This is a genomic window from Mesorhizobium sp. B2-5-11 (assembly GCF_006440835.1).
In the GTDB taxonomy this organism is placed as follows: domain Bacteria; phylum Pseudomonadota; class Alphaproteobacteria; order Rhizobiales; family Rhizobiaceae; genus Mesorhizobium.
In genome coordinates, this window is the sequence record NZ_VFUK01000010.1 from 110,638 (window position 1) to 135,935 (window position 25,298).

Annotated in this window: 17 protein-coding genes and 1 pseudogene; 13 read left to right on the top strand and 5 right to left on the bottom strand. The window is 59.3% G+C overall.

Annotation, left to right across the window (positions count from 1 at the left end; translation table 11 throughout):
• Window positions 1-90: 90 nt before the first annotated feature.
• The 3 genes from alr to FJ490_RS26155 all read right to left on the bottom strand — a co-directional run bounded on the left by alr (window position 91) and on the right by FJ490_RS26155 (window position 4,924).
• A complete protein-coding gene (gene alr / locus FJ490_RS26140) occupies window positions 91-1,281 on the bottom strand; it encodes an alanine racemase (RefSeq protein WP_224655959.1) in 1,191 nt (396 codons plus the stop codon).
• A gap of 793 nt (window positions 1,282-2,074) precedes the next feature.
• Window positions 2,075-3,520 carry a M20 family metallopeptidase gene (locus tag FJ490_RS26145; RefSeq protein WP_064993324.1) on the bottom strand — a complete coding sequence of 482 codons (1,446 nt, stop codon included), beginning with the start codon at window positions 3,518-3,520 and terminating at the stop codon, window positions 2,075-2,077.
• Between the two features lie 132 nt (window positions 3,521-3,652).
• Window positions 3,653-4,924 carry a CapA family protein gene (locus FJ490_RS26155; RefSeq protein WP_064993323.1) on the bottom strand — a complete coding sequence of 424 codons (1,272 nt, stop codon included), beginning with the start codon at window positions 4,922-4,924 and terminating at the stop codon, window positions 3,653-3,655.
• 489 nt (window positions 4,925-5,413) lie between these two features.
• Here FJ490_RS26155 and FJ490_RS26160 point away from each other — a divergent pair, with 489 nt between their 5' ends.
• From FJ490_RS26160 to FJ490_RS26170, 3 genes are all read left to right on the top strand, one after another.
• Window positions 5,414-6,379, top strand: a complete 966-nt coding sequence (locus FJ490_RS26160) for a LysR family transcriptional regulator (protein ID WP_064993322.1) — start codon at window positions 5,414-5,416, stop codon at window positions 6,377-6,379.
• A 205-nt stretch (window positions 6,380-6,584) separates the two neighbouring features.
• Window positions 6,585-6,929, top strand: coding sequence for a hypothetical protein (locus FJ490_RS26165; protein WP_064993321.1), 345 nt, complete (start codon window positions 6,585-6,587; stop codon window positions 6,927-6,929).
• Window position 6,930: 1 nt separating this feature from the next.
• Window positions 6,931-7,497 (top strand): DNA-binding protein, encoded by a 567-nt coding sequence (locus FJ490_RS26170; protein ID WP_064993320.1) that lies wholly within the window; start codon window positions 6,931-6,933, stop codon window positions 7,495-7,497.
• A 518-nt stretch (window positions 7,498-8,015) separates the two neighbouring features.
• On the opposite strand, the gene FJ490_RS33315 is transcribed toward FJ490_RS26170, so the two are convergent.
• Window positions 8,016-8,813: a 2Fe-2S iron-sulfur cluster-binding protein gene (locus FJ490_RS33315; protein ID WP_140725118.1), complete on the bottom strand. Its 798-nt coding sequence runs from the start codon at window positions 8,811-8,813 to the stop codon at window positions 8,016-8,018.
• Between the two features lie 2,509 nt (window positions 8,814-11,322).
• Between FJ490_RS33315 and FJ490_RS26180 the strand changes: the two genes are divergently transcribed.
• The 6 genes and pseudogenes from FJ490_RS26180 to FJ490_RS33330 form a co-directional block, all read left to right on the top strand.
• The gene (locus FJ490_RS26180; RefSeq protein WP_064993318.1) at window positions 11,323-12,189 is read left to right on the top strand and encodes a hypothetical protein; all 867 of its coding nucleotides are present in this window, start codon (window positions 11,323-11,325) and stop codon (window positions 12,187-12,189) included.
• A 233-nt stretch (window positions 12,190-12,422) separates the two neighbouring features.
• Window positions 12,423-14,168, top strand: a complete 1,746-nt coding sequence (virD4, locus tag FJ490_RS26185; RefSeq protein ID WP_064993317.1) for a type IV secretion system ATPase VirD4 — start codon at window positions 12,423-12,425, stop codon at window positions 14,166-14,168.
• Window positions 14,169-14,273: 105 nt separating this feature from the next.
• On the top strand, window positions 14,274-17,450 hold the full coding sequence (locus tag FJ490_RS26190) for a Ulp1 family isopeptidase (RefSeq protein ID WP_224655958.1): 3,177 nt from the start codon (window positions 14,274-14,276) through the stop codon (window positions 17,448-17,450).
• A gap of 258 nt (window positions 17,451-17,708) precedes the next feature.
• On the top strand, window positions 17,709-18,422 hold the full coding sequence (locus tag FJ490_RS33320) for an IS66 family transposase zinc-finger binding domain-containing protein (RefSeq protein ID WP_224655957.1): 714 nt from the start codon (window positions 17,709-17,711) through the stop codon (window positions 18,420-18,422).
• Window positions 18,313-19,095, top strand: a complete 783-nt coding sequence (locus tag FJ490_RS33325; RefSeq protein ID WP_224655956.1) for a transposase — start codon at window positions 18,313-18,315, stop codon at window positions 19,093-19,095. Before FJ490_RS33320 ends, FJ490_RS33325 begins: the two co-directional genes overlap by 110 nt.
• Window positions 19,096-19,125: 30 nt before the next feature.
• Window positions 19,126-19,395 (top strand): annotated as a pseudogene (locus tag FJ490_RS33330) (transposase); the annotation flags it as partial.
• Between the two features lie 102 nt (window positions 19,396-19,497).
• Here FJ490_RS33330 and FJ490_RS26205 read toward each other — a convergent pair.
• Window positions 19,498-20,223 (bottom strand): response regulator, encoded by a 726-nt coding sequence (locus FJ490_RS26205; protein WP_013533346.1) that lies wholly within the window; start codon window positions 20,221-20,223, stop codon window positions 19,498-19,500.
• Between the two features lie 1,222 nt (window positions 20,224-21,445).
• Here FJ490_RS26205 and FJ490_RS26215 point away from each other — a divergent pair.
• The 4 genes from FJ490_RS26215 to FJ490_RS26230 are packed head-to-tail and all read left to right on the top strand — an operon-like array spanning window position 21,446 to window position 25,294.
• Complete coding sequence (locus FJ490_RS26215) at window positions 21,446-22,219, top strand: type IV secretion system lytic transglycosylase VirB1 (RefSeq protein ID WP_064993315.1); 774 nt, start codon at window positions 21,446-21,448, stop codon at window positions 22,217-22,219.
• Window positions 22,220-22,233: 14 nt separating this feature from the next.
• Complete coding sequence (gene virB2 / locus FJ490_RS26220) at window positions 22,234-22,599, top strand: pilin major subunit VirB2 (RefSeq protein ID WP_013533343.1); 366 nt, start codon at window positions 22,234-22,236, stop codon at window positions 22,597-22,599.
• The gene (locus FJ490_RS26225) at window positions 22,599-22,925 is read left to right on the top strand and encodes a type IV secretion system protein VirB3 (RefSeq protein ID WP_013533342.1); all 327 of its coding nucleotides are present in this window, start codon (window positions 22,599-22,601) and stop codon (window positions 22,923-22,925) included. Before virB2 ends, FJ490_RS26225 begins: the two co-directional genes overlap by 1 nt.
• The gene (locus FJ490_RS26230; protein ID WP_140767667.1) at window positions 22,925-25,294 is read left to right on the top strand and encodes a VirB4 family type IV secretion/conjugal transfer ATPase; all 2,370 of its coding nucleotides are present in this window, start codon (window positions 22,925-22,927) and stop codon (window positions 25,292-25,294) included. The genes FJ490_RS26225 and FJ490_RS26230 overlap by 1 nt, the downstream gene beginning before the upstream one ends.
• The last annotated feature ends 4 nt before the right edge of the window (window positions 25,295-25,298 follow it).

Genomic DNA, 25,298 nt, shown 5'->3' on the forward strand with positions numbered 1-25,298 from the left:
CTGTATCGCCGAGCACAACATGAAAGGGCGAGACCAACAGCACTGTTCTGAGCGCCTTCATTTCGTTTCCTCTATTTCTGCGCCAATGTCTCAGACATAGACGCGCGGGATGTGGTCGCGGAGCTGGGCATAGAGACCGATGAGGTCCGTGCCCCATTGAGCGGCGACTTCCTCGTGAGTGATGGTCTGGTGCGCTTGCTGTCCGAGCAGGAGCACTTGGTCGCCAAATCTTGCATCAGGCACGTCCGTCAGATCGATGCGCAGGTGCTCGAGATGCGCGGGAGGGAGCAGGCGCGCGCGCTGCCCCCTCACCAGCGCCTCGGCCTGGGCTGGCACGTGACGCGGAAGGCCATCCCCCCACCCCATACCTAGGACGCCGATGGTCATTCCCGACCGAAAACCGGGTATGTCTGGTATAGGACCGAGAGAAGCGTCGATCCGCTTGACGGAAACGAGGCATGTCGAAATGGCCTTGAGCGCCGGCCGCAGGGTGACGGCCCGCATGGGTCGATCCGTCTCGGGAAGACCGATAAACAGGGCCCCGGGATCGACGGCATCGAGATCCATCGCGGGATGCCGAAGCACACCGGCAGTACTCGACATCATAATGATCGGGGGACGGGTGCCGGACGCCTCGGCATCCTGTAGAATCCGCTGCAGGCGGGAAAATTGCTCGCTAGCATCCGAAGTCACTGATGTGGGCAGCTCGCTGAGATGGGCGTAGAGCCCCTGTACTTCAACGTCGTTGCAGACGTGCGCGGCTGCGAGAAGCCGGCCTATCTCCTGCGGCGTGGCCCCAGCCCTGAAGAACCCGAGATCCGCCTTGACGAAAATACGGGTGACGCTCATGGCGGCGCGCCAGGACTCCAGCTCATTGAGGCTGGAAACGGTAACGGTGAGTCCGAGCGCTTCAATTGTTTTCGCCGATGTCGGTAGGGGACCGGGATAAAGCAAAACCGGGAGATCGATGCCCATTTCCCGGATGGCCATAGCATCGGGCAAGGTTGCGACAGCAAAGCCGTCAGCCCCCTCTGTTGCCAGTGTGCGGGCGACAGGTCCCGCTCCACAGCCATATCCATTGCGCTTTAAGCAGGCGAAAATCTTCACTGTCCGGGGAAGATGCCTACGCAGCTGACGGTAATTGTGCCTGATCGCGCCGAGGTCGATCTCGTAGCAGGCCTCCCGGGACGCCGCCTTTTTGCTCTGCACCGTCGCAATAGACGTTAACGCGCACATAGGTTCTGACGTTTTTCCCAACCGCTTTTTATTGCTTGTTTGCATGCGAAACGATGCGAGGAATCGCCAAAACCGTCAATTTATTAAGTTTTTGTGACACCCTATTAATTTTACTGATATGGCCACACACACGAGGCAGGCAAATGGCTGGATGACGCTCCGCGATGCAGGGCTGCTGCCTGGCAGGCCTGATCAGCAGCCTGCAAGCATCTTTGAGCGACGGCTTGCCGACACCTTGCTTGTTCCTCATTATGGACGCGGCGCTTCGGGCCCGCCTGGCCGGGTCATCCAGCCAGGCGGTGCTGTGGGCGATCAGAATGGACTGGGGGCTGCGCTAGGTGCTGGTGGTCGAGCTGGCTACGGGAGTGACAGCACCATTACAGGCGCGGGTTCACGACAGGGCTCAAGCAGCGCGGACTTGCCAATGTCGAGTTCGCGGTCTCCGACGGCCATCCGGCCCTCAGGGCGCGTTCAGGAAGTGCGGCCCCAACGGATAGCATGTGCACGACTTAGCCTAGCGCTGTGGTTCGCCAAGCGGAAAACCAAAAACTCGAAGCTTGGCGCAGAGCTGGGGTGAGAAATTCATGAGAGGTGGCCGAGGCGAACCGCTACTTCAATACGGACCATTTGCGCGAGCGCAGAGAAGGAAAGGCCTGGGGACATTCATCGCTTGAACGCGCTGCGGTTCCCTGTTCTGCTAACCCCCGGGGCGCAGCAGACAGTCGATGTCATTGCGACGCCATTCGCGGAACTTGATGAACCCAACTGTGACGGAGCGTTGTCCGCCAGATAATGAAACTCTGCAAGCGAGGCCGCCGAGCGTAAGGTCTTCTTGCACCTATGCAAAAGCCGCTGCCTTACCGCGCAAGTTGTCGACCGTGATCTCGGGCGGAATTGGGCAAATGTAGCGTCGCCCGCCAGTACGCTCCTTCAATTCCGCTTTTGCCCGGGCGATAAGATCGGGATTGCGCAGGCAATCTGCCGCGGTGGTCGCCATTGCTTTCGCCGCGAGCACCATTCCTTTATGGGCTGCTGGCAGATTCCCTTGCGTGACGAGCTGCCAAGTGTGGAACGGCGTACCTATAGCGAAGCAGGCAGTGCTGCACTGAACCGTGGGCACGATCCAGCTCACGTCGCCGACGTCAGTGCTGCCCATCATCATCCCTTCGCGCGCAGGAATGGGAAGTAGCCCGTCATGCAGCACCTGGCTCGCCAGCGAACGGTCGTAGAGCGCAACGCTCGCCACAATCTCCTCGTTCGTAAACGCGTTCTTCCGCAGTTGTTCGGCGAAGGCATAATCCGTATCGTCGAAGCCCGGGCCGCCGAGGCGACTCATGTTTTCGTACATAACCTCCTGCAGCACTTTGTTAGGCAGAACGTTCGAGTTTGCATCCATGATCTGCACCTCAACGGTGGTTTCCGTCATCAGCGCGGCGCCATCGGCGATCTTCTTGACGCGCTGGAACAGGTGCTCTGCATCCGGCAAATGCGGCGAACGCACCAGGTAGAGTGATTCCGCAAAAGCCTGTACCACGTTCGGCGCATCGCCACCCGTATTCGTAACGGCATAGTGGACGCGCGCATCCGAGGCCATGTGCTCGCGCATGTAATTTACGCCCACATTCATCAGCTCCACCGCGTCGAGCGCGCTGCGGCCAAGATGGGGAGAAACCGCCGCATGCGACGCCTGACCCGTGAAGCGGAAGCTAGCCTGAATGCACGCGAGAAACGAGGTGGACTGCACCTCGTTGACGACGTTTGGATGCCAGCAGAAGGCGGCATCGAGATCATCGAAGAGACCGGCCCGTGCCATGAAAGTCTTGCCCGATCCGCTCTCTTCCGCCGGGCAGCCGTAATAGCGCACCGTGCCCGCGATGGCGCCCGATGCAAGCGCATCCTTCAAGGCCACGGCTGCGAGCGCAGATCCGGAACCGAGAAGATTGTGCCCGCAACCATGCCCAGATGCGCCCTCCGTGGTAGGCATGCGCTCGGTAATGCCCGAAACTTGCCCGAGAGCCGGCAGCGCATCGAACTCCCCCAGAAAACCGACTGTTGGGCTACCGCTTCCATGTTCCGCCACGAAGGCAGTGGCCATGCCGCAGAGCTTTTTGGTAATGCGAAAGCCCTCGTGCTCCAGCAAGGCGATCTGCTCGGCGACCGCGCGATGCTCCTCGAAGGCGAGTTCCGGCATGGCCCAGATGCGGTCGCTGAGCGCACAGTAGTCGGCGCTCTTGGTGTCCACGCGCCGGGCGATTTCATAGACGCCCAGCCCATCGTTATGCATGTTCGGTTCTCCTCATTGTCCAAATGCGCATTTGGAACCGTTCGGCTGTAAGGGGGCGCCCCGTCATCAGTGCATTGGCACTATACGACACGATCATCAGGATGCGGGCCAGGTTGACGTGCATGGACGACGCTACCTGTTGGCGGCGACCTCGACGCTGCGGGAATTAGCTTTTGGCAGAAGAACGCGAGCATCTTCCAGCACTATTTCGGTTCCATACTTTTGCGAGCGTCGAGATAGGTCTTCGAGCATTGAACCAGCCAGCTCTTTTGATGCGGGCACGGGCACAAGACGCTCATGATACCTGTTGCTGCTCAGCCGCTGCTCCCCTCCAATCACGATTGGAGCGAGGTCGATTGACTCCAAGTGGTTGTTGCCATCGAAGCTGCACGTCGCGACGATACTTTTCCAGATATCTGGTGAACTCCATTCGTCCTCACCTTCGGGTAGATGAAACAGGAAATTTCCCAATCCGTAGAAGATCGGAGCCCCGCGGTAGATTTCGATCGGCTGCAGCACCGGTGCGCCGTGGCTGGCGAACGCATTCGCTCCCGCATCAATGCAGGATCGCGCGAAGAATTGAACCCATTCGGGAACCTCGCGCCAATCTGGTTCCCAATGATGATGATGAAGATAGGCGATGACAAAGGCACCGGCCAACGAGGCCTTCCGGATTGCGGCGAGCTGACCTCGTAAACTTTGCTCGTTGAAGATGATCCTTCGGCAGTTCTCGGAGGATCGGCGAAAAATGGTTCCGTAAAAGTCGATTTCATCGGACGATGTCAGTTCGCGAGGATCGTCCGGCTGCGTGTAGGTTCCGCGCTCCATAGAGTTGCTTAAAAACGTTTCCTGAATGGAACGCAGGTTCGCGAATTTCTCATCGTCAACCTCGAATACCCGCGAGACATCGAGTTTGTTCACCCCCGGTCGAGCGGGACGGGTACCTGCCGCATTGTCAGCGTACATTGTGGCTGGCCCTGGTCCGGCATCCATCGCGATGAGGGCGACCTTCCTCTTGCCGAGTTGCTTGATGCCGGCTTTGCTCGCGTCACTGGCGTCAACGCCAATTCCTGCACGCAGAAACTCACGCTCGTCTACTTCCTCAAGTGTCGAAAGCACTCCTGCGGGCCCAAGATCGAACGCATGATTATTGGAAAGAGCCAGTGCGCTAAAGCCAATATCCTTCAAATTATCCAACACGACAGGTGGAGAGCACTGGAAATAGGTGCCTTTCATCGGCCACCCACCATGCCGGCCGAGAATCGTGGTTTCTAAATTCGTGAATGAGGCATCGGCTTGCCGGATCAGTTCTTTGATCGTGGCGAAGCCGTCGTCCGATACATGCCGAATATCGTGGTAGATGAGGGACTGTCCGGTGAGGGCGAGGGTGAACGGCGAAGGCATGATTGAGTATCAACCCCTGTATGGGCAAATGTCATTAGCGGCCACTTTTTGTGGCAACCGATCGACTGCGGAGAAAGTGTTGGCTAGTTCCTTGATCCGGTAAGGATCGGCCGTGCGGATTTACGACAAGCGCGGGTAGTTGGTTGCGGGTGCGCAACGTCCGAGCTGGGGTCGGAACAGTTCCTGCCAGAGGCACGGAAATACGAATGCCGCATATGTGCTTTTCTAACGTTATAGTCCGCAATTTTTAGAGCTGTGTCCCCTGTGTTCGATTGTGAACTATCCGCTCTGCCAGGGGATGGGTGTTGCTGCATGCGTCATGTCAGCGTTCTCTCTGATGCGTCTGATCCACTGGTTTTGTTACGCCAGACGATGGGGAGAATCGGGAAAATGGTCAATTTATTAAGTTTTTGTGACACCCTATTAATTTTACTGATATAGCGGCCAAACGGAGCTCTGGCCCTGCGGCCACCAATTCGGACAAAGGCAATGGAAGAGATTTCCGGCCGAAACAGCAAGGCTGGGTTCAGGTCCGCTCAGATTTTTCGGGAGATCATGAGGACCGGTTCTACGAGGCGGGCCGCCCGAGAACTCGGGATTACCCAGTCGGCCGTAAGCCAGCATCTCAAGTTGTTTGAAGAAGCTGTTGGTGAGAAGCTTTTTGCGCGAGATCCCCGCGGCCTTGTTCCAACCACGCGCGCCATCGAAATTTACAACCGCATAGACAGATACTTTGAGACCCTCGGCCACATCGAGAGGGAAATCACCGATTCTTTCAGCGCCAAGCGAAACCTCCTGACGATTGCCGCACCGCATATATTCTCGTTGAGACTCATCCCCAAAATAATTCTTGCGCTAAATAATCTAGATTCGACTCTAGAATTTCATTATAGGGCCCAGCGATACGACGAGATAGCACAAAGCGTTGTGACGGGAGAGGCCGATATCGGGATTTCCCGACTGCCGTTAGATGAACGCTTCTTTGAGTGGAAGATAGTCGCCGAAAGCAAGAGTGTCTGCGTGTTGCAACCCGACCATCGCCTTGCTGAAAAGGACATCATAACTGTTGACGACCTCTCAGGGGAGCCCCTTATCGTTCTAGAGAGAGAATACACTTCTAACAAATTGGGCCTATTGACATACGGGCGGAGAGAACTTCCTTTATTGCCGAAGGTTCATTCGGACACAATAGGCTTGGATGCTTCCTTTGTCGCATATGGTATAGGTATTGCAATAGATAATGAATTTGTTGCACAGCAATATCAAATGTTTGATGTGAAAATCGTTCCTTTTGAGCCGTCAGCGAGATACGACTACGTGGTATTTTGGCGCCGCGGCAGCGATAATATTTCGCAAACGTCGCCAATTGTGGATACTTTCGTGGAGGTGATCCACCGTGAACAATCGTTCGGGCGTGAGGGGCCCAAAGCGGCTTTCCACCCCCATAGCATCTAATGCCGGAAAAATTGTACCTGAGTGGCTGTTTCGGTCGATTGCAGCGGTGACATCCCTACTTCGTGACATCCCTCCTTTTGGAGAGCTTCAGCACGCAATTCCGGGTGCCAACAACCGCCCTTTGTCTTGGTGCATTTGAAAAATTCACCTTGCCTGCTATGTTGTCTAGAATCCATTTTTGTTAAACGGACCTGAGGGAACCCCTATGACGAAGACAGCTGTACGGATGCGTCGCGGCCAAGGGCCAGTGGGCAAGCGGACGAGAACCCATCCCAAGCTGGCTGAGAAATTGCAGATGCGTCGATTGGCCAGGATTAACGCGGTCCTGCAGAGGGCGGAAGAATCTGGCCTGCGCGCTGAGAAGGACGGCAGGATTGCGGGGCGGGTGAGTGCTAATCTAATCAAGAAAGCCAAGGCTCGAACCGGATTGACGTCTGATACCGAGCTCGTCGAATTTGCATTGGCCAATGTGGCTCTGGAAGACAACTTCGCCGAGACCTTCAGGAAAACACGGGGGACTGTGGATCCGACGCTGAAGCTCGGATTCTGAATTGGCCGATTTCGACTTTGGTGCGGCCTTAAGGTGGTCGCGATTTGATCCTCAAAAAACCTTGAGCCGCCGCCCCGACACGGAGCTGCCGATCATCGGCAACCTCGGCGGGGCGGGGCAAGAACTGCTGCTGGACACCTGCGTCTATATCGACGGTTTGCAAGGCCGGGCGCCTGACGCAGTTGCCGACCTCCTCGATGTCAGGCAGGTCAACCATAGCACCGTAGCGATCCAGGAGCTGATGCACACTGTAGGCGTGCTTGATCCGAAACACTCGGGCACGAGTAAAGCTGTCAAGCAGATCGGGAGCATGATCAAGGACATGCCGTCCCATCGGGTTTTTGCACCAGATCCCGATGTCTTGGGCCGAGCCGCCCTTCTCTCAGGAATGCTGTGTCGCCTCCAGGGCTACAAGCATGATTCCAAGCTTCGGGCGCTTCAAGACTGCGTGCTGTTCCTGCATGCGCAGAAAATGGGATTTTCCGTTCTAACGGGCAACGTCAGTGATTTCGACTATTTGCTGCAGTTAATTCCGAAGGGTCGGGTTTTGATGTATCGGCCAATCTGAGTATAGCCGCCTTCCGCGCTTCTGGGCGAAGGCGGCAATGACTTGGCCACCTTCCGCAGTCGCCTGACCCGGGACTCCCATTCGCCCATGCAGGACGGCTCGAAGACCTGCGGCAGCCCTGGTCCGTTCCAAAAGCTCAATGCCAGACTTTCGTTATCGACAGGCAGGCCGCAGCATAATTTGGATGGGTCAAAGCGTCCAGATTGTCCATAGCCGATCTTAACTGTTCTTCCCAATCAATGTGACGAGAGACAATTCGGTCAGAAACTCCAATCCTCTCGCTGACAGGAGCTAGTGCCATCGAACGGGTCACACAGGCGGTTCAAGTGCGTACGAACTGAGCCAAGGAAGAGCTTTGCTCACTTCGAGGGAATTCGTTGACTCTGCAAACCGTGCGGCAGCCGATCAGGCGCTGCAAGTCGACCAGATGCGTGCCGCAGGCCAATCGAGGAACGCTTCATCGCCGGATTTCAGTCTGTACCAGGCCGGGCGTGCTCAGGATCACGTGACGGACCGCCTCATGGTAACGGACCTAACCAGTGCAACGACAACGGCGCAAGCGCCTGCTCGATCGTGCTTTCGACATCCGCCCTGTGGACCGGCTTCTCTTTGAGACGCTCAACCAGCACGGTTGCACCGGTGACAAAGCCCGGAGTGCAATAGCCGCACTGGAATGAAAAACGTTCGACGAAGGCCTTATCGCGGAGAGCCGGACGACATCGCCATTCGCGTCGCGTTCGGCATGCCCTTCTTATGTGCGGACGGACTTGCCATCGAAGAAATGCGCTGCGGTGATGCAGCTGCGGATCTGACGGTAACGTCCTTCCGGGTCCTCGAGAATGATCGCGCACGCGTGGCAGATGCCTTGGCCGCAGCCAAGCCGCGATCCCGTAAGGTTGAGATATTCGTGCAGGAAGTCGCACCTCCGATGTCTGTGTCCAGACCCCGACATCCCTGGCATGCGGCAGGCAATACCGGTTCCAGTTCCGGTCGGGTCCGTCCTCATAGAGCGGCAAAGCCTCGAGCAGGGCGTGGCCGACGCCCATGGCCAGGCTGCCTTGGAGCTGACACGAGACGAGTTCCGGCACGATTTGGTGCCGCCTTCGAGGATGGAATGATGCGAAAGGAGCTTCACGTCCCCCTGAGGCGGTGTCCACTGCGACTGCTGCGATCGTCGCCACGCCCGCGTAACAGGTGCCGGCGGCGTTCTGGCGCTGTACCGGCGGATAGAAGACTTGGCTGTTGGCGCCGCTTTCCGAACTGGTCAAAGCGCGCCAGCTGGTTTGAAGGCACTGATGACCTGCGGCGGCTTCCATTTTCTCGAGCGGCGCTCGCCTCACCTAGTACTCCCGACATTCCGGCATCGCTGACAAACGGCGCGGCCTTGCCCGGTCATGAAAGCGGCCTTGCCCGGTCATGAAAATCGCGGGCGTCTCTAACGCCGCAAGATTGAAGCGCATGACTTCTGCTTCGGATCCGCATGTCCTGACTGATCTGTCCTCTGTTGAGCCTTCAGAAGGAGATGGCCGAACTCCTCGCAGCCGAGCCGCGCCTGCTGGCTTGCGATTGTGTGTCGCCCCGCGTCCCGCCGAATTGACTTTGCGCGCTTTTCCCTTCCTGAAATCCGGCCACACTGACCGGGCGACTAATTTTCACAGCCAGGATAGCCTCCCATCTGCACAGCTCCCGCCAAACCCAGCAGCGCTAGGCGCTTTCCGAAACGTCCAGTCACGTTTTCAACGCGCGTGTTGGAAACGGTGAATCGTCGACACATTTCCGCCACGGTTTAGCCGCGCCGAAGCCACAATTTCCCACGACATAGCCGGCGTTGCCCTAGACGGTTCGGTCCGGCACCGGCTCAACAAGCCCCCCGCCCTAGGGTCAGTGCCGGATCGAACCACCCTCTTCTTGCGGGACACAGGTCCGAGCCTGAATGTGCTCAGCAGAAGTAAGCTGGTCCACTTCATGGCGAGGCGGTCTCCCAATCGCACAGGGCTGCAAACACCTGCACAGCAATAATGGTTTGCGGCGCGCATCGGCTTGAGGCGACTTAGGCCAGCTCTACGATGCTTTAGTGTGCGACTCATTCAAAGTAGCAAACTGACGCTAGTCAGAAAGCAAGCCTGCATACCGGTCGGCGCTGTCGATGCTCCTATAATAGTTGGTGTCTTCAACCGTGCCTGATTATCCTACGATCTCATCGACTTGCAGTGATCCTGTTAGATCTCGGTCGCTGCGCCTCGGCTCTGGCTGCAGATCGGCTCACTATTCCCATAGGCCGAAATAAGTTGGAACCGCGTCCCGGACTTCCCCACGTGAAAACACGCTGACCGTCGATGTTGCTCTCCACGTGCGGTCGCCCGCCCAGGATGTGAAATGCAGCTTTGCAGGATCGAAGGCGCGGGCCACGCAATGTATCCCTCTCATGTTCGTCCCTGCGATTGCTCTCCTTGTATCGCGGATCCATGCAGCGTTTGTGGATCATCTGCCGCACTAAGTGTGCCAAGAGAAAAAGCCTCTGACTAAACCGTTGTGGGCCGCCCATGCCATCCGAACCCGACATTGTTCCACAGCCGACACTGACGTCCTGGCTGGCCTAGGGCGTGGGACCTGAAGTTGCGACCACGAGCACAGAGCCGGCTCGGCGACGAGGCGAGGGCCATCGGCAAAAAGAGTAACAAACACCGTGTTGCACATGCACGCTGGAGAATACTTGATGGCGGTCGGATTCACTCCGTCAGGCGTGACAGTTAGCGTATCGTTTGCCTTCGCATCGCGCGGAAGTGTGCGTGCTCAGAGCGTAATAGCGCCGCGATCGCGACGGTAACCTGAAAACTCCTTGAGCCTTGATAAGGCGCTCAATTCGAGCTTGTGCCCAAGAACAGGCCTGTCGGCCAGGACGGCTGCGTGCGCGAGTCATGCCATCGCGTCTGCGCTTCGGCGCCACTTGAACCCTCCTTTATCCCCTTGCATCCGATCGAGGTGCAGCTGAAGAAACTGACCGTCTTTGCGTAACTGAAGTTTTCCTGAGTCCTGCATCGTCGTGGGGCGGGGAAGGAGAGGGGATGTTGCAGCCAAAGCAAGTAATGTCGATGGTGCGCCTGCATCAATGCGGTTGGAGCGCAAGGCTGCGTGGCCATTGCAGCTGGTCATGTTGCTGCGGAGCTGGCGCTGAATAGGCCGTCCGTTCCGGGGTGACTGCGCCAGGCGACCTCCCGTTGAGAAAACCCCGGGCACGAAGGCGTTGAACATGTCGCTGTCGCCCAGCTGACGGTTGACTCGCCAGCGGCTGGGGCTAACGCCGGGCACTCATAGGCGACAGGCGGCCGGGCCGAGAAGGGGCGGCATTGTGCGATGCCGCGCTGCCCGCCAGCGCGATTTTTCCCGCCCGTCCTTTGCACCTCGCCTGTCACCGGCCCCGTCGCGAGATTGCCATGAGCCTGCAGCAGGAAGGCCGGATGGTGGCAAAGCGCGGTGGTGCTATTGGCGGCCGCGCAAATTGCCGGGCCGCGGCTGATCAGCCGGAGCGGGCGGTGGTCGTTGTAGCAACGCTCGATCATCCACCCTGCGCTCAAAGGAGAAGCTGCCGCGAGGATATCACCCCGGGCTCTTGCAACGACCGGAAGGAGGAGGCGACAGAGCCGGGGCGTACCATTCATGCGCTTTGGCAGAAGTCACTCACGGCATTTGATGCCAGCCTCGTCATCTTGGCTGGGACGAGACTGGAACCTTCTGCCAGACTACAACTGTAACACCATATCGGTTCAGCAGGTCAGGCTTGGGTGATAACCTCATGCGTAGAATAACGACTTTGGAGACCGAGCAATGGATCGCGATAACAAACGGGCACGCGCAGCTGCAAGTTCATCCCAAGCCAGGGAACAAGCCAGGGAACCCTCTACCATCCTGTCCCTTACAGAGGGGCCATTAACGCAGGTAGCAGAACGGCTGGTAACCGCTAACCCGCGCGATACAGCGCGAAACCTTGCAGGCTTCAAAGGCCTCGGGAAGGAAGCGCGAACAGCCATTCGGGGTACTCAACCCGGGCAAGAAACTGAACTCGCAAAATTTGAAAGGCGGGGCAATCAGCTCGGACGATCAGCCGTCGAGCTGACTTGGAAGCTGACATCCGAATTGGGGTACCGGCCGGACAACGTTGCATTGGAGCAAGTCAGAGCGGTCAGCAATATAGCCAATTACCTAACGCCACACATGCAAGATGCTGTTGTCAATCGCATTGGCAACATGGATCCGGCCTCGCAAGCTCTCGGAGCTCTTAACGTTGCGCCCAACTTCGGCAAGTTCAATAACGAAAACCAATCTCGCATTCTTGATCAAGCCGTTGAATTGATGTCTGATCCGAACGGCAACATCAGGATGGTGGCACAGAATGCAATTATCCAGGCGTATCACCAGATGGATCCAAATCAGCAGGCCCAAGCTCACGCAGTTCCCGGCCTGGAACCCCTCTTGCGGCAAATGCCTCCGCCGCAGCATGCAGAGGAACGGCATGCGGATCTGGACGCCCACATAGCAGGCCTTGAGGCTGCGGTTCATGCGACAGGCACGCAAATCTCCTATGAACAGCTGCAGCGGGGTGGTCTAGTAGGGCAGGCCATAAACCGCAGCTACAGTCAGGCCCGAGCGGACCTGCAGGAGTCCACCAGGAACAGGGATCGCGGGGGCCGTTGAGATCTCGGCAACAGTAGACGCTTTCTCTCCCGAATTGCGTTCACGGCCTGGCTGTTTCCAAGTCGCTGGCCGTTGACGCACTAACTTGTGTAACTTTCAAAAAACCACGTCTGCCGGGTGGTGCGATGCAACCATTGCGCCACCCGCCTCGGCATCGATCTGTCGAGCGGCGACATCACGACGTCGGTTCGGTGTCTGAAGCCGCACCATGAGCTGCGGCAGGCAATGGAACAATGCCTTCAACCAAAACGACGACCCCCAACATAGCCGTTAGCATCGCCTGCTCGCTCGCCGTGGGGTTCTGTGCGGCAAGTCTGTACGCAACCTTCCTCCACGGCGGTGGCGGCGAGGCCTTGATGGCGTTTGATGTCCGTGCCTTTTGGTTTGAGACGCCCTTCTATCTGGGTTTCGCAACCCCCGTCTTCTATCGGGGCGCGGCTATCGTGCTCTCGACATCCGCGGTCGTCTTGCTGATTCAGCAGGTCGTATTGCGCCGCAAGCTCGAACACCACGGGACGGCTCGTTGGGCTCGAGTGGATGAAATGCGACGCACCGGATATCTGCGACGATACCGTGGCGTGAAAGGACCGGTATTTGGGAAGACGAGTGGCCCTTTCTGGCCTGGTTACTACCTGACCAATGGCGAGCAGCCTCACAGCCTCATCGTTGCACCGACCCGCGCTGGCAAGGGCGTCGGCGTAGTCATTCCAACGCTACTTACATTCAAAGGCTCAGTGATAGCTCTGGACGTCAAGGGGGAGCTCTTCGAGCTCACCTCGAGGGCGCGCAAAGCCGCAGGCGATGACGTGTTCAAATTCGCGCCGCTGGATTCGGAGCGGCGCACGAACTGCTACAATCCACTGTTGGACCTTATTGCGCTGCCTCCACAGCTCCAATTCACCGAAGCCCGCCGCTTGGCCGCAAACCTGATTACGGCCAAGGGGGAAGGCGCGGAAGGTTTCGTCAGCGGCGCGCGAGATATCTTTGTCGCGGGGATCCTTGCCTGCATCGAGCGGGGCACGCCGACAATCGGCGCCGTCTATGATCTCTTCGCCCAGCCGGGGGAAAAGTTTAAGCTCTTCGCGCAACTCGCCATGGAGACGCGAAACAAAGAGGCTCAACGCATCTTCGACGACATGGCCGGGAACGACACAAAAATCCTGACCTCCTACACTTCCGTGCTCGGCGATGGCGGGCTCAATCTCTGGGCGGATCCCGCTGTTAAGGCGGCCACAAGTCGCTCGGACTTTTCGGTCTATGATCTTCGCCGTCGCCGAACGTGCATCTATCTTTGTGTTGGTCCAAACGACCTTGAGGTGATCGCGCCTCTGATACGCTTGTTTTTTCAGCAAATCGTTTCAATTCTACAGCGGTCGCTGCCCCGCCCGGAGGAAAAGCACGAGGTTCTCTTCCTGCTCGATGAGTTCAAGCACTTGGGTAAGCTGGAGGCGATCGAGACCGCAATTACGACTATCGCGGGCTACAAGGGGCGTTTCATGCTCATCATCCAAAGCCTTTCGGCACTGACAGGGGCTTATGGAGAGGCTGGCAAGCAGAATTTTCTCAGCAATACCGGCCTGCAAGTGTTCATGGCAACGGCCGATGATGAGACCCCGAACTACATTTCCAAAGCCATCGGTGAATACACGTTTGAAGCCAAATCGATTTCCTACAGCCAGGCGCGAAGATTCGACTGGAACATTCAGAATTCGCATCAAGGTGCACCGCTGTTGCGTCCCGAACAGGTTCGGCTGCTCGACGACGACTACGAGATCGTTCTCATCAAAGGTCTGCCACCATTGCAATTGAGGAAGGTGCGATATTTTTCGGACCGCATTCTGAAACGCATCTTTGAAGGCCAGACAGGCGCCCTCCCGGAGCCGGCACCGTTGACGGAAGCAGAGGAGGAACTCTCCACAGACTTTCGACTCGATGAGCCGCCGCGTGGATTGGCGCAGGAATTTAACGATACCGTTTGATGTGAGGCTAGTGTGGACCCGCGAAAAAATCCATCCCGTGCAACAGCTTTGCCGCAGGACGCCGGCTTGGAAGGGCGGCAAGCGGGCGAGGCCCGGCGAGTGAGCGTGGCGCAGCAAGTGGCCGAGGCGTTCCGGCCGATGTTCGATGATCGAGCCGACGAGGCGCACAATGAAGGGGCCGTTCTGCGAGTGGAACAGGGGCTCCGCGACGTGCTTCACCAAGAGCAGGATGATCAAGCCGCTCAGCCAATCGTAACAGCCAGCCAACAGCAGATCCGACCCTTGTCGGATGCGCTTGACCAGGGCAACCACCGGCCACAGTTGGTCATCGTCAATGGTGAACATTTCACAGCGCTGTGGCCAGCGGAGAGGCTGGCGGCCCTGAATGCGCGGCAAGCCGTCGCCCTTCACCAGCAGCCGAGCCAAATCGGCCATTCGGGCGGCCGCGTGCCGATGCAGCCCCTCATGCAGCGGTTGGCTGAATTGCCATTGGCAGGGCTACCCGTTCAAGGCGCAAGGGCCGAACACATCAGAAGGATGCATGTGCAGGCCGCGCCCTCCGCAAAATTTGAAGCGCCCTCCGCTGCGATCGGGAGCTCCATAACCGTCTCGTTCGCCCTCCCCAAAGGCGTCTCCCATGGAACTCAACGCGTCCCACAGGCGATGCTCTCTTCCTCGGACCGCGATGGCCGCTTGCCTGATGCGGGTCCGGCCCGGCAAGTGGGCATTGAGCAGCACGTGGCCGCGCCGCGCCGCTCCAATCCGGCTCCTGTCGCGCCTCGAGTACGTCGTGACCCCAGCTATCGCCATGTGTCCGACGAACACTGGAACGTTATTGATAAGGCGATCGCCCAGGCTGCGGCTTCTCAGCAAGGCTATAGCAAGAGTAGGCTTCAAGCTCACGCTTATTCGCTTCGCCGATTAGCGAATCATTTCGGCGAGCGCGGCCAAGCGAATGATCTAACAAATCACCAATCCCTGGTCGACCACCTCGATACTTTCTTTCCGGACTACCCTGATATGAAGACGGCGTTGAACGTCCTGCGTGCGTATCATGAGCCGGACTATTCAGTTGCTGACCGGCCGGTGCCCGCAAAGGCGGACGCGCACCTCCTGGAAAAAGCGGCCGGTGACAGCGGGTTGGCTTCAAGCACCCGTGTTATCTATAGTCGTAGTCTTCGCAAATTTTCTGCGGCGCTTAACAAACAGGGTCAGACGATCACTGGGCTGGATCACAATGAGCGGGCGAAAATCGCCGAGAGCTTGTACCCAAACGATCGCTATCTCAGCCACGCGCTAGAGCGGATTCGCAAAGCGGACTCATACGCGCTTGCCAAGGCGAACCTATCGCTGTTCGATGATCGAGCCGACGTGGTGCCAACCAATACAGAGGCGCTTGTGCGAATCGAGCAGGGGTTGCACGGCGCGCTCCAGGAAGGGCAGAATGATCAAGCCGCCTCGTCTTTTTTCAACAACCCAAGCACGCCCGCTGGACGGGATAACCTCAACACAAGCATGTCGGACGCTTTCGCAAACTCTGGATGGGCCGGAGTTCAGGCCGCCGCTCCGCCAGTCCTAGCTGCCAGCCAACAGCAGATACAGCCCTTGCCGGATGCGCTTGATCAGGGCGCCCACCGGCCACCCCGGTGGGTCGCCACCAACAATGAACATTCCACAGCGCTGTGGCCAGCGGAGAGGCTGACGGCCCTGAATACGCCGCAAGTCGTCGCCTTTCAGCAGCAGCCGAGCCAAATCGGCAATTCAGGCGGCCGCGTGCCAATGCAGCCCCCCATGCAGCAGTTCGGTGAATTGCCCTTGGCTGGGATACCCGTTCCAGGCACAGGGGCCGAGCCCATCAGAAGGACGCAGCGGGCCGCGCCCTCCGCAAGGTCTGAGGCGCCCCCCGCGGCGATCGAGGACTTTATAGACCTTTCGTCCGCAGTCCCCGACGGCTTCTCCCATGGGACTCAACGCCTCCCAGAGGCGATGCTCCCTTTGCTGAATCACCATGGCCTCTTGCCGGATGCCGACAAGCCGGAATGGAACTTCGATATCAAAGGTCACGGCTACACCGCCCTGACGCCGGAGGGCGGCAACGCCGTTTGGCTCGTCCATCGCGGTGCGATGAGGGAAGCTGCAGCGGCAGCAGTACCGGCAAGGGCTCCAGAACCCGCCTTGCCAGCGACGCAGTCGGACACCTATCGCGGTGTTCCGTTGGTCGATCTGACCACCTCCTCCGAGGCACACATCGCAGCCCTTCCGTCAGGCTCGTTCAACCTCCCCGAAGGGGCGGTGCTCGGCCCCGACCTGCTGGGTGACGCCCATATCAGCAGGGATTACCAGTTGCTGGCGCAGAGCCTGCAGATGCACCACCCAGCACTCGCCGCCCGAACGCGGCTTGTGGATTCCTTGGTCTCCCAGCAACTGCGCCGTCACGACCGGGACCCGGACCCCATAGTGCTGTCCATCTATCATCAAAACGACGTCGCAGCCGACTTCGTGTTCCTGCCTGTGAACAGTGGCGATCCCATGGCTGCGGCGGGGAATGATGGACGCAACGAGCATTGGTCGCTGCTGCTCGTAGATCGCAGCGACCGGGATAAAGCGGTTGCCTATCACTACGACTCCATCCGTCGTCGCGATGGACTGCCATACAATGACGCGCCTGCACGAGAGCTCGCAGCCAGACTGGACGTGACCACCGTGGTGACACCCGCCATGGCCCTGCAGAACAACGGTGTTGATTGCGGCGTGTTCGTGGTGGACGGCACGCGCTCCCTGGTTGAGAGATTGGCGAACCAGGACTTGCCAGACCCGCAGCGGCCGCTGCACCTCGAGGCCCTCGTCCCCGATCGGCAGGCGCTGCAAAACCGACTGTGGCAGGGGCGCTTGCCCCACGAGGTTGCAAGCCCCGCGGAAGTGTTTGGAGCAGCCGGGTCGCAGGTGCGACACGCGGTGTTGCAAGCGCAGCAAGCCCGACAAGTCGCGCCAGCCTCGTTTGAACGGCACGTGAGCAGGACTCGCCACGTCCAGGCCGAGCTGACGAGTGCACTTGAAAGGAGCAACCGCGTGAACAGCGGGGGAGTCATCATAAACAATGAACACTACACAGCGCTGTTGACACCGGCGAAGAGGCAGAGGACTGAAAATCCGCAAATCCTCAGCACGGAGCGGCAAGCGCGTGCAGCAAACACGTCGTCCATCAGGCAAGACCCCGATCAAGCCCGAGCGGACCTCATGACTTCCTACAGAAGCAGAGAGCGCTCCGACGCGGGGCGTTGAGCTCGATGGCCGCGATGAAGCAGAACAGCTCTTTTGGCGACCACGTCCCAACAGCTGGCTGCGCAGGCCGGCTCGAGGTTCTGGACGGTCGGACGGGACGGCGGGTGCGCTCGGAGGCCGACAGAGCCCGGATTGCCGCCGAGAGCCTGATGCCGGAGGTGCAGGTGGCGGCGGTCGCCCGCAAGCATGGCGCGACCCACCGATTGGCGGCGTCGCCTTCGTCAGGGACAACTGGCACTGCCAGAAAGCATGGCGCCGATGTTCGCGCCGCTGATGGTGGATGAATCGTCGGCGCCTCAGCGGACGATGAGGCCACCGAAATCGGCGCAAGCGACCCTGGCCGAGCGCCAGGCTGCCTTGGCTAAATCCGAAGAGGCGCGGCGTCGCCTGGAGACCATCGTCGGTCAGCTCAATCACGAGAAGTTCGGCGCCAGGTCCGAGAAGCTGCATCCCGATCAATACCACCTGCCGCTCGAAGACGTGGAGATCGCGCAGGGCGTGCTCGACGCCGCGCAGGAAAGGGCGCAGCGGGTCATCCAGGGTCGTTCGGACGGCGCGTCCGGTTCACGCCCGCGCAACCGTGGTCACTTGCCGGCTCATCTGCCGCGAGTGGAACGGATCATCGAGCCCAGAGCACGCTGTGCCCCTGCGGCTGCGGCGAGATGGCTAAGGATCGGCGAGGATGTCAGCGAGCGGCTCGACGCGATCCCGGCGCAGTTGCGCGTGCTGGTCAGGCGCCGCCCGAAATACGCTTGCCGGCGCTGCTCGAGCGCGGTCGTGCAGGCGCATGCGCCCGAGCATATCGTGTCCGGCGGCCTGCCGACCGAGGCGCTAATCGCCCAGGTCATCGTCGCCAAGTTCGGTGGTCATTTGCCGTTCTACCGGCAGGCCGAAATCTACGCCCGCCAGGGGCATCCAACTGGATCGCGCCACACTGGGCAATTGGGCAGGCCGGGCCTGCTTCCATCTTAAGCCGAAGCCCAGGCATCTGTCTGACGCGGATCGCCTGTTCATTGACGCCTATGAGGGCTATGACCGGCTGAGATGCCTGGAACGGCCGCAACGACCGTGGCTGCTCGTCCATTGCTGGAGCCGCCTGCGCCGACGGTTTGTGAAGCTGGCGCGTAACACCAAGTCCCCGATCGCCGAAGCGGCGATACGCCAGATCGCGGCGCTCTACGCCATCGAGCCACCAGTGCGCGGCATCGCCTCAAGTCCGGCTTGCCGCTCGACAGGATTATTCCGCGCCGATCATCGCCGCCCTGAAACATGGTTCGAAAAGCAACTGTCGATGATCTCCTCCGGCTCCAGGTTGGCGGAAGACACCCGCTATGGGCTCGCTCACTGGGAGGGGCTCACCCGCTTCCTCGACGACGGCCGGCTCCAGCCCGACACCAACCCAGTCGAAAACGCCATCCGTCCAGTATGCGCGACCAGAAAAAATGCTCTGTTTGCTGGCCATGAAGTTGCGGCCGAAAACTGGGCACAGCTCTCATCCGTCGTGGCCACCTGCAGGCTCAACGACGTCAATCCCGTTGCCTACCTCGCCGAAACTCTCGACGCCATCATCAACGGCCATCCGCAGAGCCAGATCGAGGAACTCATGCCCTGGCGATTCCGGAAAACGTCAAGCCCAAATCCATAGGCGATCGGCGAGGCGCTTACGCTCGACAGGCGATACACACTTCTCAAATTGGGTCTCTCGCGCTTCGTTGGGAGGGTCGCATCGCGATCGACAGCAACACCGTCGAGCGCTCAATCCGTGCGATCGGGCTCAAACGACAAGAACGCGCGCTTCGCTGGCTCGAACTGCGGTGCCGAAATAAGGGGCGGTGATTGCATCGCTGAGACCCGCAAGCTCAATGGTGTCCAGCCACTCGGCTATCTCGCCGCCGTCCTCACCAGCATCGTCAACAGCCATCCCAACAGCCAGATCGACGACCTACGCCTTTGGCCTGTACCCCGGCGCCGAGCTAAAGGCCGTGGCCTGAGAACACCGCTTTGGCTTGATCAGCCTCCTTGTCAGCAATCGCCAGAATCGCCCCTGTCACGCGGCCAAGGTGCCTCCGTAGCTAACGTCCACGTCAGCGTTGAAGAAGTACCCCGCACCACGACTCGTCTTGACCAGGCGAGGATTGGCCGCATCAGCCTCGAGCTTCCGGCGCAAGCGCAAGATCAGGACATCGATACTTCGATCGTAGACCTCTTCACCACGCACACGGCTCGCGAGCAAAAGCCGTTCTCTGGATAGTACGCTGCGGGGGTTCTCCAGGAACGCGATCAGGAGATTGAACTCACATGCGGTAAGCTTGACCTCGCCACGCTCTGCACAGATCAGCCGCCGCTGTTTGACGCTGAGCTTCCAAGCTCCAAACCGGAATGAGCGATGATCTTTCGTTCGCGGACTGGAAATGCGCTGGCGTAGCGCTACGCGAATGCGGGCCAGGAACTCGCGCAGGCCGAAAGGCTTGGGAATGAAATCGGTTGCGCCGAGCTCCAGTGCAACGACTTTTTCGGCCTCATCGAGCCGGTCGCCGCTGATCACTATGATAGGCAAATCCGATTTTGTCGCCAGCTTGCGGACGATCGCAAGCCCATCCTCACGGCCCAGGTTGAGGTCAACGACCACAAGGTCGACCGGCTCATGAGATAGGACGTGGTTGAACTGCTTGCTATCGTTGACTGCAGTCACCTTCAAGGCATGCATCATGAGATACTCGGCGATGAGGCGTCGCATTGCGGCATCATCGTCAATGACAAGAACATGTTTCAACGGCTCACCTTCAATCTTGAATCCCCTTGATTCCAAAGCTGTTGCCCGGCAACCTTCTGGATCGACCCACCACAGCTGCCCCCGCTGCCACGCGCCGTTGCGTGCGGCCAATGTGAGGCCGTTGCTCGTCATGGTCTTTCATCCACAGCCAAATGACCGCATCAAGTCAGTCCGTGACCAGGAGACCAGGTCCAGTCGCCGGCATGACCCTGCCGTGGGATCCTTCAGCTCAAGCTCGAGCTCACCTGCAGGCCCGGCAACAGCACTCGACTTCGACGGCACGGACGCCCAGTTTCCTGACGTGTCCTTGAGTCGCCGCGGTTCTGGCGACGGCGGAGCTGCATCAACTCGAAATCCTGCCGCTCGTGCGTCCGGGCTCCGAAGCGGTGGCGGAGCGCGGCGTTTGATTGATCGCAGAGGCGGTGGCGCAAGAGCGGCCGTGTCGCTGCTGTAGCCTTGGGCCATGGTATGTCTCCTTCCAAGCGAGTTCTTCCGGGGGGAGGGGCCCGGCGTTCCAAACCCTGGTCCGCGCGACCGGCAGGTCGGTTGCGGTTACGGTTCCGAGCTAGCATTTATCAGTTGAACGCGACACCTCCCTTTGAGCTGGTCACTATTCTCGGCAGCGGCCTCGGACGCCGCCAAATGGGGTGCGGCTCGCCGAACAGCTGAATCAGGCTCGCACCAAGATGGGCTGCGCTGCTGCGTTTCCGCGCCCCGCGGACAGCCCCATCCAGCCAGCGCAGACGAGCTCGCGCGATGGACCTGCCCGTGCGGGGCCGCGCATGGCTGTCTCTTAAAGAGCTGGCAGCATACCGCAACGTGGGCACCGGCGCCTTCTTCGGTCCTCTCGCTGGACCGACCCACGGCATCCGCAGCCTGGACTAGCCTCCATTTTCTCCTTGATTCGACCTTGGCAGAAGATTCCATCACCATCCTGCCGCCGAAGCCGCGGATTACAGTCCAAAAGCAACAGGCGACCGGGACGGGCAATCCCGCACAGGACTCGTCGTACCAAGATCCTTTGCATGTCGCTGCTGGCTAATCGGATCCGCCAACCCGTGCTTGCGCAAGATGCTCACCCACACTGCCACGATCAAGGTCTTTGTTTCAGTTGAAGCCGAAAAGCTGAACTTGAACATCACACAGTAACAAACCGCCCCGATAAGCGTGTTCCGGACAGGGCCAGAACCCGTCGGGCGGCTTGGAAAGGTAGGTGATAGGAATGTTTATTGCAGTTTGGCCGCTGGCCATCGTTCTGTTGACATCCATGTCACTCCCAGCCGAGCCCGCGCCACTTTCGCCCCGTGAGTTCCACCGCCTGTCGCGCAAATGCGCTCCCTGGGTCGCGCCGTCCACCCTTGCCGCGATTGCCAAGATTGAAAGTGGCTTTGAAACGCTGGTGGCTCATGACAACACCACAGGTGAGCAGCTTCGCTGGATAGACCACCTGCAAGCCACGCGGGGCATCAAGGACCGACTCGAAGCACAACATTCCGTCGATGTTGGATTGATGCAAATAAACAGCAACAACTTTCCCACGCTCAATCTCACGCCGGAAAAGGCATTCGAGCCCTGCGCCTCGCTTTCGGCCGCCGCCCACTTGCTTGAAAGCCGGTATGCCGGCGGCACGACTGCCCCAGCGCAGCAACTGGCGCTTCGCCGTGCCATCTCGGCCTATAACACGGGTGACGTCACGCGTGGCTTTGCCAACGGTTATGTACGCAAGGTCGAGTTGGCCGCAAAGGACATGTCAGAGACAACGCAGGAGCCGACCGCCCAAGATGCGCCACACCTTGAGGCACCGGGTCGGAAAGCAGTGCCGCCTCTGCTCCAGCTGAACCAAAAGGCCAACCAAAAGCAGCCCCGCCAAAATTCCTGGGCCATCTGGGGCTCCTATCAGACAAACCGCTCCGGGGCCGATCCCTCCGGTCCGACAGACAGCCGGGCTGCCGATGAGCGGGAACCCTCGAACCCGAACAAACTCGTATTCGATTGAAACATGGAGATACAATGATCAAGCCACTCAAAATACTTCGTGCGCTTAAAACGCGTGTTCCTTCGCCTTTTTCCATGCTGCGAATGGCGGCTGAATACGCGCCGGCCGCTGCTGCGGGCGTGGCGTGGACGGTCTTCTCCAGCGGGCCGGCCGCGGCACAGGTGACCGGAGGGACGGATCCCGCCAAGATGGTCCAGAATATCTGCACCTTCATACTTGGTCCCTTCGGACAATCACTGGCCGTGCTCGGACTCGTGGCCATCGGGATCTCCTGGATGTTCGGTCGTGCTTCACTTGGCCTGGTTGCGGGTGTCGTTGGAGGAATCGTCATCATGTTTGGCGCCAGCTTCCTGGGCAAGGCGCTGATAGGCGCCGGCTGATGAGCGACCGGCTGGAAGTGAGCACCCTCTATGTGGCGGCGACACGCCCCGCACTGTTTTTGGGGGTGCCGCTGACGCTGGCCGGAGCGCTCATGATGTTGGCGGGACTCGTCATCATCATCCTTAAGAACCCGCTCTATGAAGTCGTGCTCGTGCCACTCTGGTTCGGAGCACGGCTGATTGTTGAGCGTGACTATAACGCCGCAAGCGTGGCGTTTCTCTATTTGCAGACCGCCGGCAGAAGCGTGGATGGGTCGGTCTGGGGCGGGGCGAGCGTCAGCGCGAATCCGATCAGAGTGCCGAAGCGCGGAAGAGGAATGGTGTGATGTTTGGCGCCAGTGGCAGGACCGAGAGATCTGGCGAGATCTATCTTCCGTATGTCGGTCATCTGAGCGACCAGGTTGTCCTTCTGGAAGACGGATCGATTATGGCCATGGCACATCTGAACGGGCTGCCATTTGATTTGGAAGACGCTGAGATGCGCAACTCGCGCTGCCGCGCGTTCAACACTCTCTTGCGCAACATCGCCGACGACAATGTCACGCTGTACGCCCATCTTGTGCGAAACAACGATGTGCCGGAGCCGGCATCGCGCCAGTTTCAAAGTGCATTCGCTGGCAGTCTGAGCGAGGCGTATGAGAGCCGTGTCCTGTCGGGCAAGCTCTTTCGCAACGACCATTTCCTCACTGTCGTCGTGTTCCCCCGCACCGCAATCGGCAAGATCGGCTGGCGTAGCGCAAAATCGTCCAGACGCAATGACAACGATCTGGCCACACAAATGCGAAGCCTGGAAGACCTCTGGCAGATCATTGCTGGCTCACTGGGCGGTTACGGTCTGCGCCGGTTGGGTGTTCGTGAGAAAGGCGACGTGCTCTTCACGGAAATCGGTGAGGCGCTTCGGTTGATAATGACGTGCCGGTTTCTTCCGGTTCCGATGGTTAGCGGCTCACTCGGCGCCGCGATCTACACTGACCAGGTCATCTGCGGGAAGCGGGCGCTTGAGATTCGACGGCCCGGGGGCAGCTCGGTGGGGTCATTGTTTTCGTTCCGTGAATATCCGGCGACGACGCGGCCCGGCATGCTAAATCCCTTGCTGTCGGCCAACTTCCCGCTTGTGCTCAGCCAGAGCTTTTCCTTCCTCACTCGGCCCCAAGCTCATGCGAAGCTTAGCCTTAAGTCCAGCCAGATGACGAGCGCCGGCGACAAGGCTCTCACCCAGATCAATGAACTTGCCGAAGCAGAGGACGCACTGGCAAGCAACGAGTTCGTCATGGGTTCGCATCATCTGAGCCTGTGCGTCTATGCCGAGAGCCTCAACAGCCTTGCAGATCGCGCAGCAAATGCCCGCGGAAGGCTGGCCGATGCGGGCGCCGTCATCGTCCAAGAGGGTATCGGTATGGAGGCCGCGTACTGGTCCCAACTTCCGGGGAACAACAGGTGGCGCACACGCCCCGGGGCCATCACCTCGCACAATTTTGCCGGGCTTGTGTCATTTGAGAACTTCCCAAACGGTTCCGCATCCGGCCACTGGGGCAAAGCTGTTGCGCGCTTCCGCACGAACGGTGGAACTTCTTTCGACTACATCCCCCATGAGAATGACGTGGGCATGACGGCGATATTCGGGCCAGTCGGCAAAGGCAAGACGACGCTGATGACCTTTATCCTCGCGATGCTTGAGCAAAGCGTGGTCGATCGCGATGGTGCCATCGTCTTTTTCGATAAGGACCGGGGTGGTGAACTGCTGGTGCGGGCCACGGGGGGGACATATCTAGCCTTGCGCAGAGGCGCTCCGAGCGGCTTGGCCCCTCTGCGTGGACTGGACAACACCTCCGCCTCGTTGGACTTTCTGCGCGAATGGTTGATGGCCCTTATCGAGAGTGACGGCCGCGGTCCGATCTCGCCGGAGGAAAGCCGTCGACTAGAACGTGGCATTGTTCGTCAACTTTCGTTCGAACCCGTGATGCGCTCAATTGCGGGCCTGCGCGAATTCCTGCTGCACGGCCCCTCCGAGGGCGCAGGAGCACGGCTGCAGCGGTGGTGTAGAGGGAATGCGCTTGGATGGGCCTTTGACGGCGATGTCGACGAAGTAAGGCTTGATGCCTCCATCACCGGCTTCGACATGACGCAGCTCCTGGAATATGAGGAGGTCTGTGCGCCGGCCGCCGCATATCTTCTGCACCGCGTGGGCGCCGTTGTCGATGGCCGTCGGTTCGTCATGAGCTGCGACGAATTTCGCTTCTATCTGCTCAACCCGCAGTTCTCGGCTGTTATCGACAAGTTCTTGCTCACCGTCCGCAAGAACAACGGGATGTTGATACTTGCAACGCAGCAGCCCGAACACGTGCTGGAATCGCCGCTGGGAGCCAGTCTCGTTGCGCAATGCATGACGAAGATTTTCTACCCGTCACCGACGGCGGACCGGGCTGCGTATGTCGATGGTTTGAAGTGCACCACGCAGGAGTTCGAGGCGATCCGCCACGGAATGGCAATTGGCAGCCGCAAGTTTTTGCTCAAGCGCGACAGCGGGAGTGTTGTTTGCGAATTCGACCTTGGCCAGATGCGCGAGTACGTAGCCGTACTCTCGGGGCGGGCCAACACCGTGCGCTTTGCCGACCAGCTTCGTGACCAGCACGGAGATGCCCCAAGCGGGTGGCTCGACGAGTTCATGGCTCGTTACCACGAAGTTCAAGACTGAAGGA